Origin of the sequence: Dyella solisilvae, from assembly GCF_003351225.1 — a bacterium.
GTDB lineage: Bacteria > Pseudomonadota > Gammaproteobacteria > Xanthomonadales > Rhodanobacteraceae > Dyella > Dyella solisilvae.
In genome coordinates this window covers 254355-268740 of sequence record NZ_QQSY01000005.1, presented here as the reverse complement: position 1 = coordinate 268740, position 14386 = coordinate 254355, and the positions used below count along the sequence as shown (strand labels likewise).

The 14386-nt window shown below is 62.3% G+C and carries 14 protein-coding genes; 5 read left to right on the top strand and 9 right to left on the bottom strand.

The window, feature by feature from the left end:
• Window positions 1-256: 256 nt before the first annotated feature.
• Window positions 257-1639 (top strand): metal-dependent hydrolase family protein, encoded by a 1383-nt coding sequence (locus DVT68_RS17395; protein ID WP_114826425.1) that lies wholly within the window; start codon window positions 257-259, stop codon window positions 1637-1639.
• A gap of 426 nt (window positions 1640-2065) precedes the next feature.
• Here the strand turns inward: DVT68_RS17395 and DVT68_RS17390 are convergent, their stop codons facing one another.
• The 5 genes from DVT68_RS17390 to DVT68_RS17370 all read right to left on the bottom strand — a co-directional run bounded on the left by DVT68_RS17390 (window position 2066) and on the right by DVT68_RS17370 (window position 5928).
• Window positions 2066-2419, bottom strand: a complete 354-nt coding sequence (locus DVT68_RS17390; protein WP_114826423.1) for an FxLYD domain-containing protein — start codon at window positions 2417-2419, stop codon at window positions 2066-2068.
• A gap of 219 nt (window positions 2420-2638) precedes the next feature.
• Window positions 2639-3226 carry a hypothetical protein gene (locus DVT68_RS17385; protein ID WP_199536121.1) on the bottom strand — a complete coding sequence of 196 codons (588 nt, stop codon included), beginning with the start codon at window positions 3224-3226 and terminating at the stop codon, window positions 2639-2641.
• A 342-nt stretch (window positions 3227-3568) separates the two neighbouring features.
• The gene (locus DVT68_RS17380; RefSeq protein ID WP_114826421.1) at window positions 3569-4066 is read right to left on the bottom strand and encodes a hypothetical protein; all 498 of its coding nucleotides are present in this window, start codon (window positions 4064-4066) and stop codon (window positions 3569-3571) included.
• A gap of 427 nt (window positions 4067-4493) precedes the next feature.
• The gene (locus tag DVT68_RS17375; protein ID WP_114826419.1) at window positions 4494-5237 is read right to left on the bottom strand and encodes an NADPH-dependent F420 reductase; all 744 of its coding nucleotides are present in this window, start codon (window positions 5235-5237) and stop codon (window positions 4494-4496) included.
• Window positions 5194-5928 (bottom strand): SDR family NAD(P)-dependent oxidoreductase, encoded by a 735-nt coding sequence (locus DVT68_RS17370; protein ID WP_114826418.1) that lies wholly within the window; start codon window positions 5926-5928, stop codon window positions 5194-5196. The genes DVT68_RS17375 and DVT68_RS17370 overlap by 44 nt, the downstream gene beginning before the upstream one ends.
• A gap of 153 nt (window positions 5929-6081) precedes the next feature.
• Here DVT68_RS17370 and DVT68_RS17365 point away from each other — a divergent pair, with 153 nt between their 5' ends.
• Window positions 6082-6660, top strand: a complete 579-nt coding sequence (locus DVT68_RS17365) for a TetR/AcrR family transcriptional regulator (protein ID WP_114826416.1) — start codon at window positions 6082-6084, stop codon at window positions 6658-6660.
• 333 nt (window positions 6661-6993) lie between these two features.
• Here the strand turns inward: DVT68_RS17365 and DVT68_RS17355 are convergent, their stop codons facing one another.
• A complete protein-coding gene (locus tag DVT68_RS17355) occupies window positions 6994-7731 on the bottom strand; it encodes a 2OG-Fe dioxygenase family protein (RefSeq protein WP_114826412.1) in 738 nt (245 codons plus the stop codon).
• 171 nt (window positions 7732-7902) lie between these two features.
• On the opposite strand from DVT68_RS17355, the gene DVT68_RS17350 reads away from it, so the two are divergent.
• Window positions 7903-8355 carry a VOC family protein gene (locus DVT68_RS17350; RefSeq protein WP_114826411.1) on the top strand — a complete coding sequence of 151 codons (453 nt, stop codon included), beginning with the start codon at window positions 7903-7905 and terminating at the stop codon, window positions 8353-8355.
• A 180-nt stretch (window positions 8356-8535) separates the two neighbouring features.
• Window positions 8536-8886, top strand: coding sequence for a cupin domain-containing protein (locus DVT68_RS17345; protein WP_233523534.1), 351 nt, complete (start codon window positions 8536-8538; stop codon window positions 8884-8886).
• A gap of 222 nt (window positions 8887-9108) precedes the next feature.
• On the opposite strand, the gene tehA is transcribed toward DVT68_RS17345, so the two are convergent.
• The 3 genes from tehA to DVT68_RS17330 all read right to left on the bottom strand — a co-directional run bounded on the left by tehA (window position 9109) and on the right by DVT68_RS17330 (window position 12341).
• Window positions 9109-10137, bottom strand: coding sequence for a dicarboxylate transporter/tellurite-resistance protein TehA (gene tehA, locus DVT68_RS17340; protein ID WP_114826407.1), 1029 nt, complete (start codon window positions 10135-10137; stop codon window positions 9109-9111).
• 324 nt (window positions 10138-10461) lie between these two features.
• Window positions 10462-10902, bottom strand: coding sequence for a MarR family winged helix-turn-helix transcriptional regulator (locus tag DVT68_RS17335; protein ID WP_199536119.1), 441 nt, complete (start codon window positions 10900-10902; stop codon window positions 10462-10464).
• Window positions 10899-12341: an MFS transporter gene (locus DVT68_RS17330; RefSeq protein WP_114826405.1), complete on the bottom strand. Its 1443-nt coding sequence runs from the start codon at window positions 12339-12341 to the stop codon at window positions 10899-10901. Before DVT68_RS17330 ends, DVT68_RS17335 begins: the two co-directional genes overlap by 4 nt.
• A gap of 335 nt (window positions 12342-12676) precedes the next feature.
• Here DVT68_RS17330 and DVT68_RS17325 point away from each other — a divergent pair, with 335 nt between their 5' ends.
• Complete coding sequence (locus tag DVT68_RS17325; protein WP_114826403.1) at window positions 12677-13951, top strand: M24 family metallopeptidase; 1275 nt, start codon at window positions 12677-12679, stop codon at window positions 13949-13951.
• The last annotated feature ends 435 nt before the right edge of the window (window positions 13952-14386 follow it).

Here is a 14386-nt window from a genome sequence, read left to right as displayed (position 1 = left end):
GTGCAGTCGACACGGACGCCAGAGCTAGGGGATGCTTGGCAAAGGGGAGGAGTCCATATACGGACCTTAGCGAACACCCAAATCGGCATGGCTCGCCCGGCTGCGATTACCTGTCATCGAGCGGCTGCCCACGAATGCGCGGGGCGCTGTACCACCGGATTGCCGTGTTGGTCATCAGACGTGTCGGTGCAACATCACACACCTATCACGGAGCCCCCCTTAATAGCTGCTCAGTCCTTAAGGGAGGCACCCGGCCATGCATAAGCTCCAGGTCGTACTGCGTTTCGTCGCCGGCGTTCTTGCAATTGCCTCTGTAGTTAATGCACAGGCCCAGGCTCCCACGTCTGGTGGGAGCACCCCTGCACAGCCGGCGCAGGTACTGTTCGAGAACGTCCGAATCTTCGATGGCACCGGAGCCGCGCTCTCGGGGCCCGCCAATGTGCTGGTGCGAGGCAATCGAATCGAGCGAATATCCACCGGGCCTGTCCCAGCTAATGACACCGCCGGCGCCACGATCATCGCTGGCGGTGGCCGAACGCTGATCCCGGGGCTGATCGACGCTCACTGGCATGCCACCCTGGCTCGCCCCACGCCTGCCCAGGTAATAAGCGCCGATATCGGATACTCCATGATCGATGCGGGCCTGGAGGCCACCGACACGCTCATGCGTGGATTCACGACCGTACGCGACTTGGGCGGGCCAAGCTTCGGCCTTAAGCGTGCCATCGACGAGAATCTCATTCCCGGTCCCCGCATCTTCCCCTCCGGCGCCTTCATTACGGTGACGGGAGGCCATGGCGATTTCCGCCAGTTGTTCGAAGTGCCGCGGGTCGATGGCATGCCCTTGACGCGTATTGAGCAACTCGGAGGGGCGGTAATCGCGGATTCCCCTGACGAGGTCACGAGGCGGGCGCGCGAGCAGTTGATGCTGGGTGCATCGCAGATCAAGCTGACAGCAGGCGGTGGCGTCTCGTCGCCGCATAGCCCCATCGATGTGATCAGCTTCACGTCCGCCGAGCTGGAGGCGGCCGTGAGAGTCGCCAGTGACCGCGGCACCTACGTCGAAACGCATGCATTCACACCGGCAGCGATCCAGCGTGCCGTTCGGGCAGGCGTCAAAAGCATCGAGCATGGGAACTTGATGGACGAGGAGACCGCGAAGCTGATGGCCGAAAAGGGCGCATGGCTCAGCATTCAGCCCATGCCTGAGGGATTCGAGAACATCTTCCCTCCGGGCTCGGAACAGCGCGCCAAGGCACTGGAGGTGCTGGCAGGCACGGATCGCGCCTACCAGCTGGCCAAGAAATATCACCTCAAGACGGCGTTCGGCACCGACATTCTCTTTTCCCCCGAATTGGCCAAGCGCCAAGGTTCGTTTCTGGTGGAACTCACCAAGTGGTACACGCCAGCCGAGGCCCTGCACATGGCCACAGGTGAGAACGCCGAGCTGCTCGCGCTGTCTGGCGAACGGAGCCCCTACCGGGGCAAGCTCGGCGTCGTCCAGGAGGGGGCGCTCGCCGATCTGTTGCTCGTAGACGGTGATCCAGTGAAGGACATCAAGCTGATTGAAGATCCGGCGAAGAACTTCCTGATCATCATGAAAGACGGGCGGATCTACAAGAACACGGTGCCCAAGTGAAAGAGCTGTTGCGTCGTAGCCGCCTGCACAGGTCGCACGACTATTGGCAGGTTCCCTAGGAAAGCGTGGCGTGCCAGGAAACAGATTCGCCGCCCGCACTGGCGGCGATTCCATGGCATCCTGGCCATCAGATATCGCGGCGACAACGATGCCCAGTCCGAACGTGGACACCGCTCGACGAGCGCTGAATGTTTAGCTGGCGCCGACTAGCACCAGGTGGCCCGCTTCGGCCAGTCGCTACCGGCTATGTAGCGAAAAGGTCTGCTTCTGACCCAGAGCGGACGTCATGAAGCTCACAAGGAACTCTGAACAAGTCCCGCCGCAAGCATCAGCCGCGTCGCCACTCGACAACGCCCTTGGCGCCGCCGCTCCGGTCAGTGTTTTCCGCCCGTGTGGGACCGGTGCTGCCCCGTCTTTTCCTGTTCGTTACCTGCCATCGGCGCTTGCGAGCCTGGCGCGGCTGACGTTGCCAGCCGCCGACGCACGGAAGCGCCACCTCTGTCCGGCCCGAAAGTCCATGATGCCGTCCGTTGCCCAGCCGATCTGCCGGCCGCGGGCATCGAAGAGACGGAACCGAACACGCACGTCACGCAATCGGCGGCCGCTGATGTTCACAGCCCTTCCGACGACCCAACTCCTGCCTGGACGGACGTCGCGTTCCACGCGGTAGCTGTCTACTCGTACACGGCGGCCGGCCCCCACCTGGAAGGCGTCAGTGCCGGGGCTGAAGCTGAAGGCCGCCGCGATGGCCAGGGCTGTGGCGGCGAGGCGAAAACGCATGCGTAGTCTCCTGGTCCGGTGTCCCACTGCTTTATGTCAGGTCGCCTATGGAGGGGTCGCTCGAATGCGTCCACTTCCAACCGGAAGTGGACATTGACCAAGCGAGACCAAGCCACGGTGGGTATGGGTCGATTAGCCCGTGTTATCGCGACATCAATCGGTAATAGTGGATGGGAAGCTCTCAACAGCCTGCTACGCGGTTAGTCGCGAAGATCGGCTTCACTCGACCCGGCGCACATCCTGTATCCAGTTGGTCTCCCAGGTCTTGCCGCCATCGCCAGAGTAGGCCTGTTCCCAGTGTGCGGAAGTGGGCGTGATCTTTGACCACGTGAAGCGCACCTTGATCGGTTTGCCGCGCAGCGTGTCGTCGGCGTAGAAGGTACCGATGCCATGCACGAAACGCCCCTTGACCGGCGGGTCGAGTGCGCCATGGGGATTGCGGCCATCAATCCACCAGATGGCCCACAATCCAGTCTTCGGATCGTAAGCACGCGGCGCTACGCCCCGGTAGATGCCTTCCGGCGTATCAAACTCGGTATCGTCGACATTGGCCGATCCACCCATAAGACTGAACGAGCGGATCGTGCCATCGAACTCCTCCCAGTCGTGACTGCCGACTAGACGATCTTTCAGTCGTCGACTGTGCGTGTGCCAGCTGCCTACGAAAAAGTCGAAATCGTGTACGCCAGACAGGTCAAGTGGCTGCTGCGGCTTCGGCACATCCTGCGAGGCAGGGGCGGGAAGGGCGGTGGCGAAGGTGGCAACCACCACCAAACTTGCTGACACCGCGTAACGAAGAAGGGACATAAGGCCTCCCTCAAGACAGTAGGGGCTGCGTGAGGGCTCCGATCTTACGCTGATGATGTGCGCCGTGAGTGTGCTTGAAGACCGGCCGGGTGAAATCGGCGTCGAATAGACGCTCGCGGCTGAAGAGTGATTAGGGACAATTATCGCGGGTAGGTAAGTCGGAAGGATTCCGCCAGGCAGGAGTTCCCCAGGCGACGGGCCGCATGGGGGTATTGCGTCAGCCCACTACAACACTCCCGCTGTTCGCGAAGTCTTTCTTTAGTGTGTTGCAACGACCGCCTGAGCCCGCAACCTAGAGCGGACATAACGCTTTAGAAGAGGTCCAACGAACGTGACGCCACATCACGTCATTAAGGTCGGCTTATCGAAAGGAAGCGGCTTGGCGCCAACGTCTTCCATGGATGGTTCGACGCGATCAAGAAGGATCCTTGGCGCGTCAAGTACCACCAGGATTCGCCCCTGCGCGATCTCATCGTGGAACTTCCTACGCACCGGATCTTCCACGGCAGAACCCGCCAACGCCGTTGCCCACCCACCCAACGCCGCTCCGCCGAGTGTCATGGCGGCAGCCCCGGCGAGCGTGAAACCCAGAGAAGGGATCGCCACTGCAACGACGCCTGCAAGCAAGCCCGTTGTCGCGCCACCAAGCAATCCTCTTACGGCTGCCGGGTAGAAGTCACCATCAACGACTCTTCTCTCGCAGGGGATTGCCTCCAACTCAATGTCGGAGCGGGCAATCAATGAAATATCGCTGTCGGCAATCCCACAATCGCGCGCCACCTTCATCGCAATTTCGGCAGACCGGATGTCTGGCACGCTGAACACATGGCGCGTTTTCATGGCCGCAGTCTCCTGACACCACACAGCGCCCCTATCCCTTAGACCGATCTCGGGCCTGTCAGTCGCAATGGCAGGTTCATGCCTGCCTGTAGTTAATCCCCTTTGATGCGTTCGTTGGTTTAGCGCATAGCAGATCGGCGTTTATGTCGCATTTACTCGCTGCAACCCATTGCCGGACTCGTCTTTGGATTGAGGGGGCGGGCTAATTGTCGAGATAGGGCACGTGCCTACCGTTGGTGCTGGGCAGGCATTCGGCGAGGACACACGCGCAACCGGCGAGACATGCCATGCCTGGTCTGGCCCCATGAGCATCGTCATTGAATCGGAGCAACCCGAAGCAGGCATGGCTGCCCGATGAGGCGCGGAGCAAAGCGACTCGGCTCATGCTGATGTGGCGCTCCGGCCGAGTCACTTGGCCGTACTTTGGTCACTGCACTTTCTTGAAGAGGTCCTGGAAGATCAGGGGCCCCCAGATTCCGTCGCGCGCCTGCACGAGCTGACCGCCTTCGGCGATCTTGCCGAGATTGACCGGCGCGTAGCCGAGCCGTTCGACCAGCGTGGCGACCGTTGCGCTCGCGCTTTCATGGTCGCTCGACAGGAATACCACCCGGCGTGCGCCGTTGATGGCCGGGTCTTCGGCGAGGACGCGGGCAGGAAGATGGTTGAACGCCTTGACCAGTTGAGCGCCGGGCAGGGCCCGGGCTACGACCGAAGAGGAGGGAACGCCGCCCAGATCGTCGAGGCTGTTCGTCACGTCGATCACGATCTTGCCCTTCCAGTTTGCCCGTGCCTTCGCGACCTCCCGGTGCTCCCCGTAAGGGACAGCCAGCAGGACGATGTCGGCTTCGAGCGCGTCCTTCAATGTTTTTGGAACGATCGTCGGGCCGATCACGGTGGCCTGCGGCGCCAGCGCTTCAGGCTGGCGCCTGCTTGCTACGGCCACTTCGATGCCCTTGCGGGCGAACATGCGAGCCAGCGCCTGGCCGACCGCGCCGAAACCTGCGATTGCGTAACTCATGTTCTCGTACTCTTTCGCGTTGAAGTTGATCGCCCGACCTTTACCCGCTCGGGCCCTATCTCGGTGGGAGCGCCGCAGCGTGCTTGGCGGCGAGATTTTCGGCGCGATATCAAATGGCGGAGAAGCCGCCGTCCACAGACAAGTCCACGCCATTCACGAAGCTTGAGTCGTCTGAGGCAAGAAACAGCGCAGCGGTTGCGATTTCCTCTGGACGTCCCATCTTTCCCCGCGGGATCAGGGATTCGAACATCCGCTTCGCTTCCTCGTCGAGGACCTGGTCCTGCATCGGTGTGGCGATCGGCCCCGGGCTCAGCACGTTCACCCGGATATGTCTGCCTTTGAGTTCGTTGAGCCACGTGCGTGCGAATGAGCGCAATGCCGCCTTGCTTGCCGCATACACGCCATAGCCGGGAAAGCCTTTCACGGAAGCCACCGACCCGGTCATGAAGATCGATCCGCCGTCGTTGAACAACGGCAGCGCCTTTTGAACCGCAAACAGCGTGCCGCGCGTATTCAGGTCGAAGGTCGCATCGAAGTGCTGCTCGGTGATCTCGCCCAGTGGGACAGCAACGCCCCAGCCAGCGCTCGCGAACAGGACGTCGATCTTGCCCTTTTCCCGCTTGACCGTATCGAACAGGCGATCAAGGTCGTCGAGATTGGACGCGTCGCCGCGTACGCCGGTCACGTTCCGGCCAATCGACTTGACGGCCTCGTCGAGCGCTTCCTGCCTCCGGCCTGTGATGAACACGTAGGCGCCTTCTTCGACGAAGCGCTTGGCGCTAGCCAACGCCATACCGCTCGATCCGCCCGTGATGACTGCAACTTTGCCTTCGAGCTTTCCCATGACAGTTCACCTTTCGTCGCGTCGGACAGCGTCCCTGTTCCCATGGGTACAGGTGCGCTGTATGTTATGGATCACCGATCCAGATCCTGATTTGCAACAAGTGGAGCACTGATCCGAATATATGGAGCAGTGATCCACTTGTCAAGGCCACCCATGCGAGCCGACGCCAGAAAAAATTACAGCCACCTACTTGCGGTCGCGCGCGATGTCGTCACCGAGGACGGTGTCGATGCATCGATGCGAGATATCGCCCGCCGGGCCGAAGTCGGGTTGGCCACGTTGCTTCGTCATTTCCCGACGAGGGAAGCCCTGTTCGAAGCGTTGATGTGTACGAACCTGGACGCGCTGACGCAGAAGGCAGGCGAACTCGAAACCTCGAAAGCACCTGACGAGGCGCTGGTTTCCTGGTTTCGCGAGGTGGTGGCTTTCGTTCAAAGCTATCGCGGCGTTGTCGACCTGGTGGCGAGCGCCCACGCTGACCCGGACTCCGCGCTTTACTCATCATGCGCAACGGTGCACTCGGTGGGTGCGCGACTACTGCAACGTGCCCAGGCCGAGGGAACGGCGCGCGCCGATATGAATGGAGACGACCTGTTCGCCCTGGTGTCCGCGCTCGGCTGGGCAGCCGGCCAACCCGCATTCGCGCCGCGCGCCGATCATCTCTTCCACATCATCGCGAGCGCCGTGCTGACCAACCCGTCGAGCAACGATGTGAAGCGGGCGACCGGTTGATCAATTCGGCGACTTGATGCGCAAGAGCATTGTCGTCGTGCGGAATGGTACGCACGCGAAGGTGCTGACGTTAAGTGGTGCGTGTCTCATGGCCCTGTTGCTTCTGGGCTGGGGACTGGCGCTAGACCCTTGGGTCAACGCGATGTCGATGGGCGTCGGGGGCATCGGGTTTGCCGTGCGCTCTGGGGATCGGAGACCGAGATCAAGGTATTTCATCGGTATGCGTTGGGTCTTGAGCGGCTTCAGGTGAATTACCTCATGGACGACGCGACGAAGAGCTGTCACCACTTCTAGCTTGCCGTCGCAGGCCGCCACGTACGTCGATGATTCGGATCAGCTCCCTGAAGCCTTGAAAGTCACAACCAGCACATCGCGAAATGCTGGGCTGTCTTCAGCGAGCGGCCTCACCGGTGTCACGCCGTGATAAACCTTGTGATCGTCGATCAGCGCTGAGTCGAGGGCGTGGGTCAATGTGAAACTGCCGAGCAGGCGCCCGTCGGGCGTGTGAATCGTCGTGGTGCCACTGGCGATATTTTGGCGGTTCACCAGGAGGACGAGAACGTAGTCGACGCCATCGCGATGGCTGCCTTCAGGCGTCGGTTCACCGGCGGCGTCCGCGGTCGCTTCAATGCGAAACTGATGAACCTCGATATGCCAGCGTTGGGCAGAAGGTGCGGCCTTCCCAAAGAGCTGGTGACAAAACTGGAGGATGCGGCGCAACGTGGCGCCGTTGACCACCGACGTGTCGACTGGTGCGAACCAACGTTGGATGTCTCCCTGCAGTGCGTTGTACTCCAGGCTTTGAAAGTGAGCCCGATGGGGCTCGGGCATAACCGGACCATCGACAGTGGCGGAAAATGTCGCGTGCCGCCGCCGTCGAAACCGGCCCTTGGCGGCCAGGTATGCATCAGGCTCCAGGTGGTTCCAGCTGTCCACGAAATCGGTCCAGTCCGTCAGGTCTCCCGTTGAGGTGAGGAGCGCCCGCATAGTGTCGCCTTCCGTCAAGGCGAATCCGGGCGACCTGACCTGGTCAAGCAGCGTCGAAACGAGCGAGTCGGTATGGTTATGCATACACCGCAGGTTGCGCCTCGAAGCCTGCGGCCACGTTTCAGGGATATTTGGCGTGCTGCCAGTTGCCTGAGCTTGAAGCGTCGACGTGTCGTTGGATAACGTCCGTATTCGACGCGGAGCCGACATGCTGGTAGTCAGAATAGGCAAGGCACACAAAATGGGAGGACTTGGATGAAGCGGCGATTGATTTTCCTGCTATGTCTAACCGTGCTTTCGATGGGCGGCCTTGCGACGGCCGCATCGGCGCCTCCTGCCGGACACATCACCGGTGTCGGTGGCGTCTTTTTCAAGGCGAAGGATCCCAAGGCTCTCGCGGCGTGGTATCGCGACGTCCTTGGCATGCCTGTGGAAGCCTGGGGAGGCGCGGCTCTCCGCTACGACGCGCCAGACCACCCTCCGGTGCTGGCATGGAATGCGTTTCCCGCGACGACGAAATACTTCGAGCCATCGACGAGTGGCTTGATGATCAACTACGCCGTGGATGATATGGATGCGTTGCTCGCGCGGCTGCAGTCCAAAGGAGTCAAGGTCCTCAAGCGTGACGACAACGACCCCAACGGCCGATTTGCCTGGATTCTGGATCCCGAAGGGAACAAGGTCGAACTCTGGGAGCCCAAGCGCTAGTTTCGCCAAGGTCCGCCTCCGACCCAGGCTAGATGGTTTCGAGATGGCGACGCTTCATCCAAGAAGGTTTTGTCGTCCGGTTATCCGTGAGGCTCTTGCTTGCGCGCTCAATGTCCACTTTCGATCCCCGCGGGTTGTTGGTCGCCTATGAAAAGGTCACTTACCCACGTCTTGTCGGGCTTGAAGCACCTGTCGAATCGATCCCCGGAGATGGCATTTGGACAGGGCGCTAACGAAGCATTCGCAGAGGTGGCGCCATACCGCGACGGCGCCGTGTATGTGAGCTATTACTCCGGTTCGAGCGAATGGGAGCGGCACCCTTGCGGTGACGAGGTTGTCATGTCGCTGGATGGCACAACCACCGTTGTTCTGCTGAGGGACGCCAGGGAAGAGCGGTTCTTTCTCGCTGAACAAAAACTCATTGTCATACCCGTAGACGTCTGGCACCGCTTTGAAGGATCTGACCGGCTCAAGGTGATGACTATTACACCCCAGCCCACGGAGCATGGCCTCGAAATGCCGGTTGTTTAGCCGCGTTCGCGGCAAGTTAGGGTGGGTTGCGCGAGCTACCATTTGCCATATGTAGCCGGTCAGCCAGCCATGGAGCCATCGACACTGTGATATCCGCTTGCAACCCACAACAGACACCACGGATGTCAGCGCTGGTGCAAGTCATGGACACGAGCTTGCCTGCCAGGCACGCAGGGCCGGGTTCGAAAGCGTGGCGCAGCTGGTCGCCAGTAGGTCGCTCCACTAGGCAGTGGGCTCAGTCTTGGGGGCCGCCGACGGTGTCGACGACGGCGAGGTAGCCGCGGGAGTGGCGGGGATCAATCGGCCGCGCAGGAGCAGATAGATCGTTCCCGCCGCGACTGCCCCAATGACGACGTTCGCCAGTACAAACAGCCACGGCGCCAGTAGTGCCGCAGGGCCGGTTTCACCGCGTTGGATCATGCGAAGGGGCGCAATGGCGAGCGCACTGATGCCAAAGGTGAAGGCCCAATACGAGGCTCCGAAGGGTTGTTGTCGGATCCAGGGAAGCATGCGAGACAGGATCAACAACTGCAGCAACGCGTAGCCAAGGAGCGCGTGCGCAAACAGGTCCGGGGCGCCAGGCGCCACTGGAGCAACGGCCAGATAACTCACCGCGCCGACAGCGGGTGGGGCGAGCTGAATGCCTAGCGTCGGCCGCAGCACGGGCGGCAGCGCGTCCGCTGTGAACAGGCGGTGCACCAGGACTGACTCGAGAGCAATCCAGGAAAACAGGCCGGCGCCGAAAGCAAGCTGGCCCCAGTCTGCATAGCCCAAGGCCGCAAGAACGGCGGCAGCGACGAAGGCGCCAGCCACGGTCGGAAGGTAAAGCACTGCGGTGGTGTGACCGATTTCCCGGCCACCCTGCCACAGACCGCCAGTTCGCCAGGCGCCAAACGCGATCGTATACACCGAGCCCACGGCAAGGAGCGCGACGGCGACCGTGTGGGAGTACGGATTCGCCGCACCCGCCACAACCATCGTGCTGACGCCGATCAGGCCGACGAAGCAACATTGAACGGGGTGATGCAGCTCGTCGATGGCGCGTGCGCGCGCAAATATCCACTTGAAGACATACAACGTCACAAGGACCAGCCAGACCAGTGTCCCGATCAACTCAATGACTTCGCCAATGGCGGGGCGCAGGCCCCAAACCTGGTGGGCCAACCGCCAGGCGTTACCCAGTCCAATCACGCCAAGCACAATCCCGAAAAAGTTGGCGGGGACGATCGGAGTGCGGACGTCGGCATTCATGGGGGCCTCGCACAAGAGTGGGCGAAACTGGCCTTATGCTCAGCCTGCGTGGCCGTCAGAGGTCAAGGTGGCGCCAACGACACTGATGCCTGGGCCGAAGCGCCAATATTAGTCGCAAATGCGAACCCAGGAAGATGAGGGCGCGCGCAGGAATTTTCTCGGCCGGAAGCTTGGCGAGAATCGGCAAAGTTTCGATTCCGTCAGGTCCGCTTCTTCCCCGATACGGACATGGCGAGAAGCGGATCTTACGATCGAGCACCTCGCGTCCAGATGTTCCCGGTGGTGGGGCGCCCTTGCCGACTTCCGAGTGCGGTGCCGAGACCTTCAGCGCTCACCGCGCTCGATGCGTTCGAGGATGCGCCGAAGATGCGCGAGGTCGGTCTTGGAGAGTTGTTGGAAGCCGGCCGGGGCGTCATCGCGTACGGTGCGCTGCACCTGATTGACTATTTGCTGACCCGCGTGTGTAAGTGACACAAGTTTTGCGCGGCGATTTTCCGGGTGGGGACGTCGTTCGACGAGTCCGCGTTCCTCCAGGTCATTCACGGCCACGGTGGTGGCGGGCGCGTCGCTCCCGGTGTCATCGGCGATCTGCTTCAGGGTCATGGGCGCATCGACCAGCCGCCAAAGGATGCGCACGCGGCTGAAGGGCAGGCCGGTGACCTCGCTCACCTTGCGGCGCCATTCGCGGCGTGTCTCCCACACCAGCCCGACCATGAGCTGCCAGAGGGTATCGGCCTCGCTGCCACTGTGGGCGTGCTGCATCATGCGGTCACCCCGACGAGTTCCTCTTCCAGCAGGTGGGCGGCGTGACGCGTCGTACCGCGAGCCCATGGCGTGTTGGACAGCCAGGCGAGCAGCAACACGATGGCGCCACCGCCGGTGATGAGCCACCAGAACGGATGCGTCGCCTCGGCGAAGCCCTGGTGCACATGTGCACTCAGAATGGTGCCGGCGAGCGCAACGCCGAGTGAAGCGCCAATCTGCCGGCTGGTGGACGCCACTGCCGCGGCGAGACCCGCCTGCGCTTTTGGCATGCCGGACACGGCGGTGTTGGTGATGGGGGCATTCACCATGCCGAAACCGATGCCGAAGACGACGTATGTCAACAGCAGCAGCGGTATCGGCGTCGTCGCCGTCAGTTGCGTCATCAACAGTGCGCTGACGATGGTGGCCGCACCGGAGGCGATCAATGACGGTCGAGTCCCGTACGAGCCGACCAGCCTCCCCGAGAATGGCGAGCAAACGATAGTGGCCAGGGCGAGCGGCAGCGTGCACAGGCCAGTATGGAAAGCCGACAGTCCGCGCACTTCCTGCAGATAAAGCGCATTGAGGAAAAGGAAGCCGGAGAAGGCGGAAAAGCTGCACACGGCAATCAGGGTCGCGCTGCTGAAGGGCGCGCTGCGGAAGAAACGCACGTCGATCAGCGGTTCGTGGCGCCGGGGTTCGTAGATCAGCAGCGCCATCAGCGAACAAGCAGCCACGGCGAACAGGCCGACGATGGTCGTCGAGCTCCATCCGGCGTGGGGCCCTTCGATGACCGCATAGGTCACGGTGGCCAGAATGGTGAAAACCAGGAGTTGTCCAACAGGGTCGACGCGCCTCGGATGCGCCGCCTTGGACTCCGGAATGTAGCGAGCCGCCAGCAACATGCCCGCGGCGCCGATCGGCAGGTTCACCCAGAAAATCGAGCGCCAGCCGACGCTTTCGGTCAGCATGCCGCCGATCACAGGACCCAGCGCCATGGATACTCCCGCCACGGCGCCCCAGACGCCGATGGCGCGCGCGCGGGCTTTGGGTTCGTGGAACGTGTTGGCGATGATCGACATCGCGACGGGATTCAGCATCGTGGCGCCCAGCGCCTGGACGATGCGAAACGCGACCAGACCCTGGATGTTCGGCGCCACGCTGCACAGCAACGAGCCCAGCATGAACAGGGCCATGCCCGACTGGAATACGCGTCGACGCCCGAAGCGATCGGCAATCGAGCCAGCCAACATGAGAAGGCTCGCCACCACCATGGTGTAGGCGTCGATCACCCACTGCAGCCCCGAGATTGAGGCCGCCAGATCGTGCCGGATCGAAGGCAGCGCGACGTTCACGATGGTGGCATCCATCGATACCATCAAAAGGCTCAGGCAGCAGATGCCGAGAATGAGGTTCGGATGGGTCTGGGCTCGCCCGGAGGTGAGTATTGTTGTGTTCATACAACTATTGTGAAACAACAACCATAAGCCGTCAACCGGATGGGGTGGCCCGAGCGATGGTCGGGCAGGGGCAAGGCCTGCTGTCGGCCCGAAGCGTCCACTCCGGGCAGAGGGATGTGCAGGGCAGTAAGTAGGCGTCCAGACGGTCGAGGATCTGCCGGGACTGGCGGGAGCGGCTCCGCGCTTCCTCTTTGGCGCAGGCGGTGAACATCACCTCCCGCTGGACCGGTTCTTGGCAATTTGCAAGTGCGATTCGGCGCCAAGCCGGACGGTAGTCGGGTCGCCGACTCCGGCCTCATACTGCAAGGCATCCTTACAATCGGTCCGGAGTCTCGATGCGTCGTCGCGAATTTCTCACTGGAGCTGTAGCCGCCACCGCCGCCGCGTCCACCGCACTGATGCTGACCGGCCGGTCGGCGCAGGCCGCGCCTGCCAAGCCCGCCGCAATGGCCGGATTGACCTCGATGACGGCCGGCGCCAAGCCGATCTCGGTGGAGGAGCGCCTCGCGCGGATCGCCAAGCTGCAGGGGCTGATGGTCGATCAGAAGATCGGCGCCCTGATCCTGGAGTCGGGTTCGAGCCTGGATTACTTCACCGGCATCCAGTGGCATCGCTCGGAGCGTACGACGGCCGCCGTGATTCCGGCCCGGGGAGACATCGTCGTCGTGACTCCGGCCTTCGAGGAGCCCTCGATTCGCGAGACCCTGGCGGTGGGCGGCGATGTGCGGCCCTGGAATGAGCACGAGAGTCCGTTTGCCCGCATCGTTGGCGCGCTCCGCGACCGCGGCGTCACCTCCGGCCCGATCGCCTTTGAAGCCACCACGCGCCTGTTCATCGTCGACGGCGTGCGCGACGCAAGCGCCGGGGCCTACCAGGTGGTTTCCGGCGACGCCCTGGTCAAAGCCGTTCGGCTGATCAAGTCCCCGGCCGAACTCGCGCTGATGCAGACCGCCAATGACGTCACCCTGGCGGCGCTGCGCTACGTCCATGGCCACGTCCGCGCCGGCATGCGCCCCGACGAGATCGCCGCCATGATGGACGCCGCCACGGTGGCCCTCGGCGGCTCGCCGGAGTTCGCCCTCGTGCTGATCAACGAGGCCAGCGCCTATCCGCACGGCTCGCGCCAGCCGCAGACCCTGCACGAGGGTTCGGTGATCCTGATGGATGTGGGCTGCAACGTGCATGGCTATCAGTCGGACATCTCGCGCACCTGGGTGATGGGCCAGCCGACCGCGAAACAGCGAAAGGTCTGGGACACCGTCAAGCGGGGCCAGGAGATCGCGTTGGCCACCGCCAAGCTGGGTGTGCCGGTGGGCTCCATCGACGATGCCGTGCGCGGTTACTACGAAAAGGAAGGCTGGGGCCCCGGCTACCATTTGCCCGGCCTCCCGCACCGCACCGGCCACGGCATCGGGCTGGACGGCCACGAGCCTCCCTATCTCGTCCATGGCGACGCCACGCCGCTGGCCGCCGGCATGTGCTTTTCCGACGAGCCGGGGATCTACATCCCGGGCGAATTCGGCATACGCCTGGAAGACTGCTGGCACATGACCGAGACCGGCCCGAAGCTGTTCACCGGACTCGCCAAGTCGATCGAAGACCCGATCTGATCGGTTCCGAGGTAAATAGGCGTCTATTGGCAAGGCGAGTGGCTCTACGAACGTGAGCCACTCGGTGCAGACAAGCGGCGTCTTGGAAGATGGCTCAAATGGGCCTTTAAGGCGGCGTCGTGTTGAGGTTTGCTTCCGACCCAAAGCGCGCCTAAACGATTGCGCCGAGATTTTAATCAGGCCACGATGTGGCGCGTGGGAGAGGGGGAGCTTGTCACGAGATTCCGTTTCGATCTGGCCCGAAGCGGCGCTAGACGGTCGGTTCGTTGGCCGTTACCGCGTACTGCACCAAGGCATACAGGTTGCACAGGATCGGACGACTCGCGCCTATGCGACAAGGCATGAGGCGGAGGAGGCGGTGCGAAGCGTGGCTAGCCTCGTCGGGGATACCTTCAGCCAGGCTGAAATTTCGCTGCGCCCCTGACTCAGGGAATG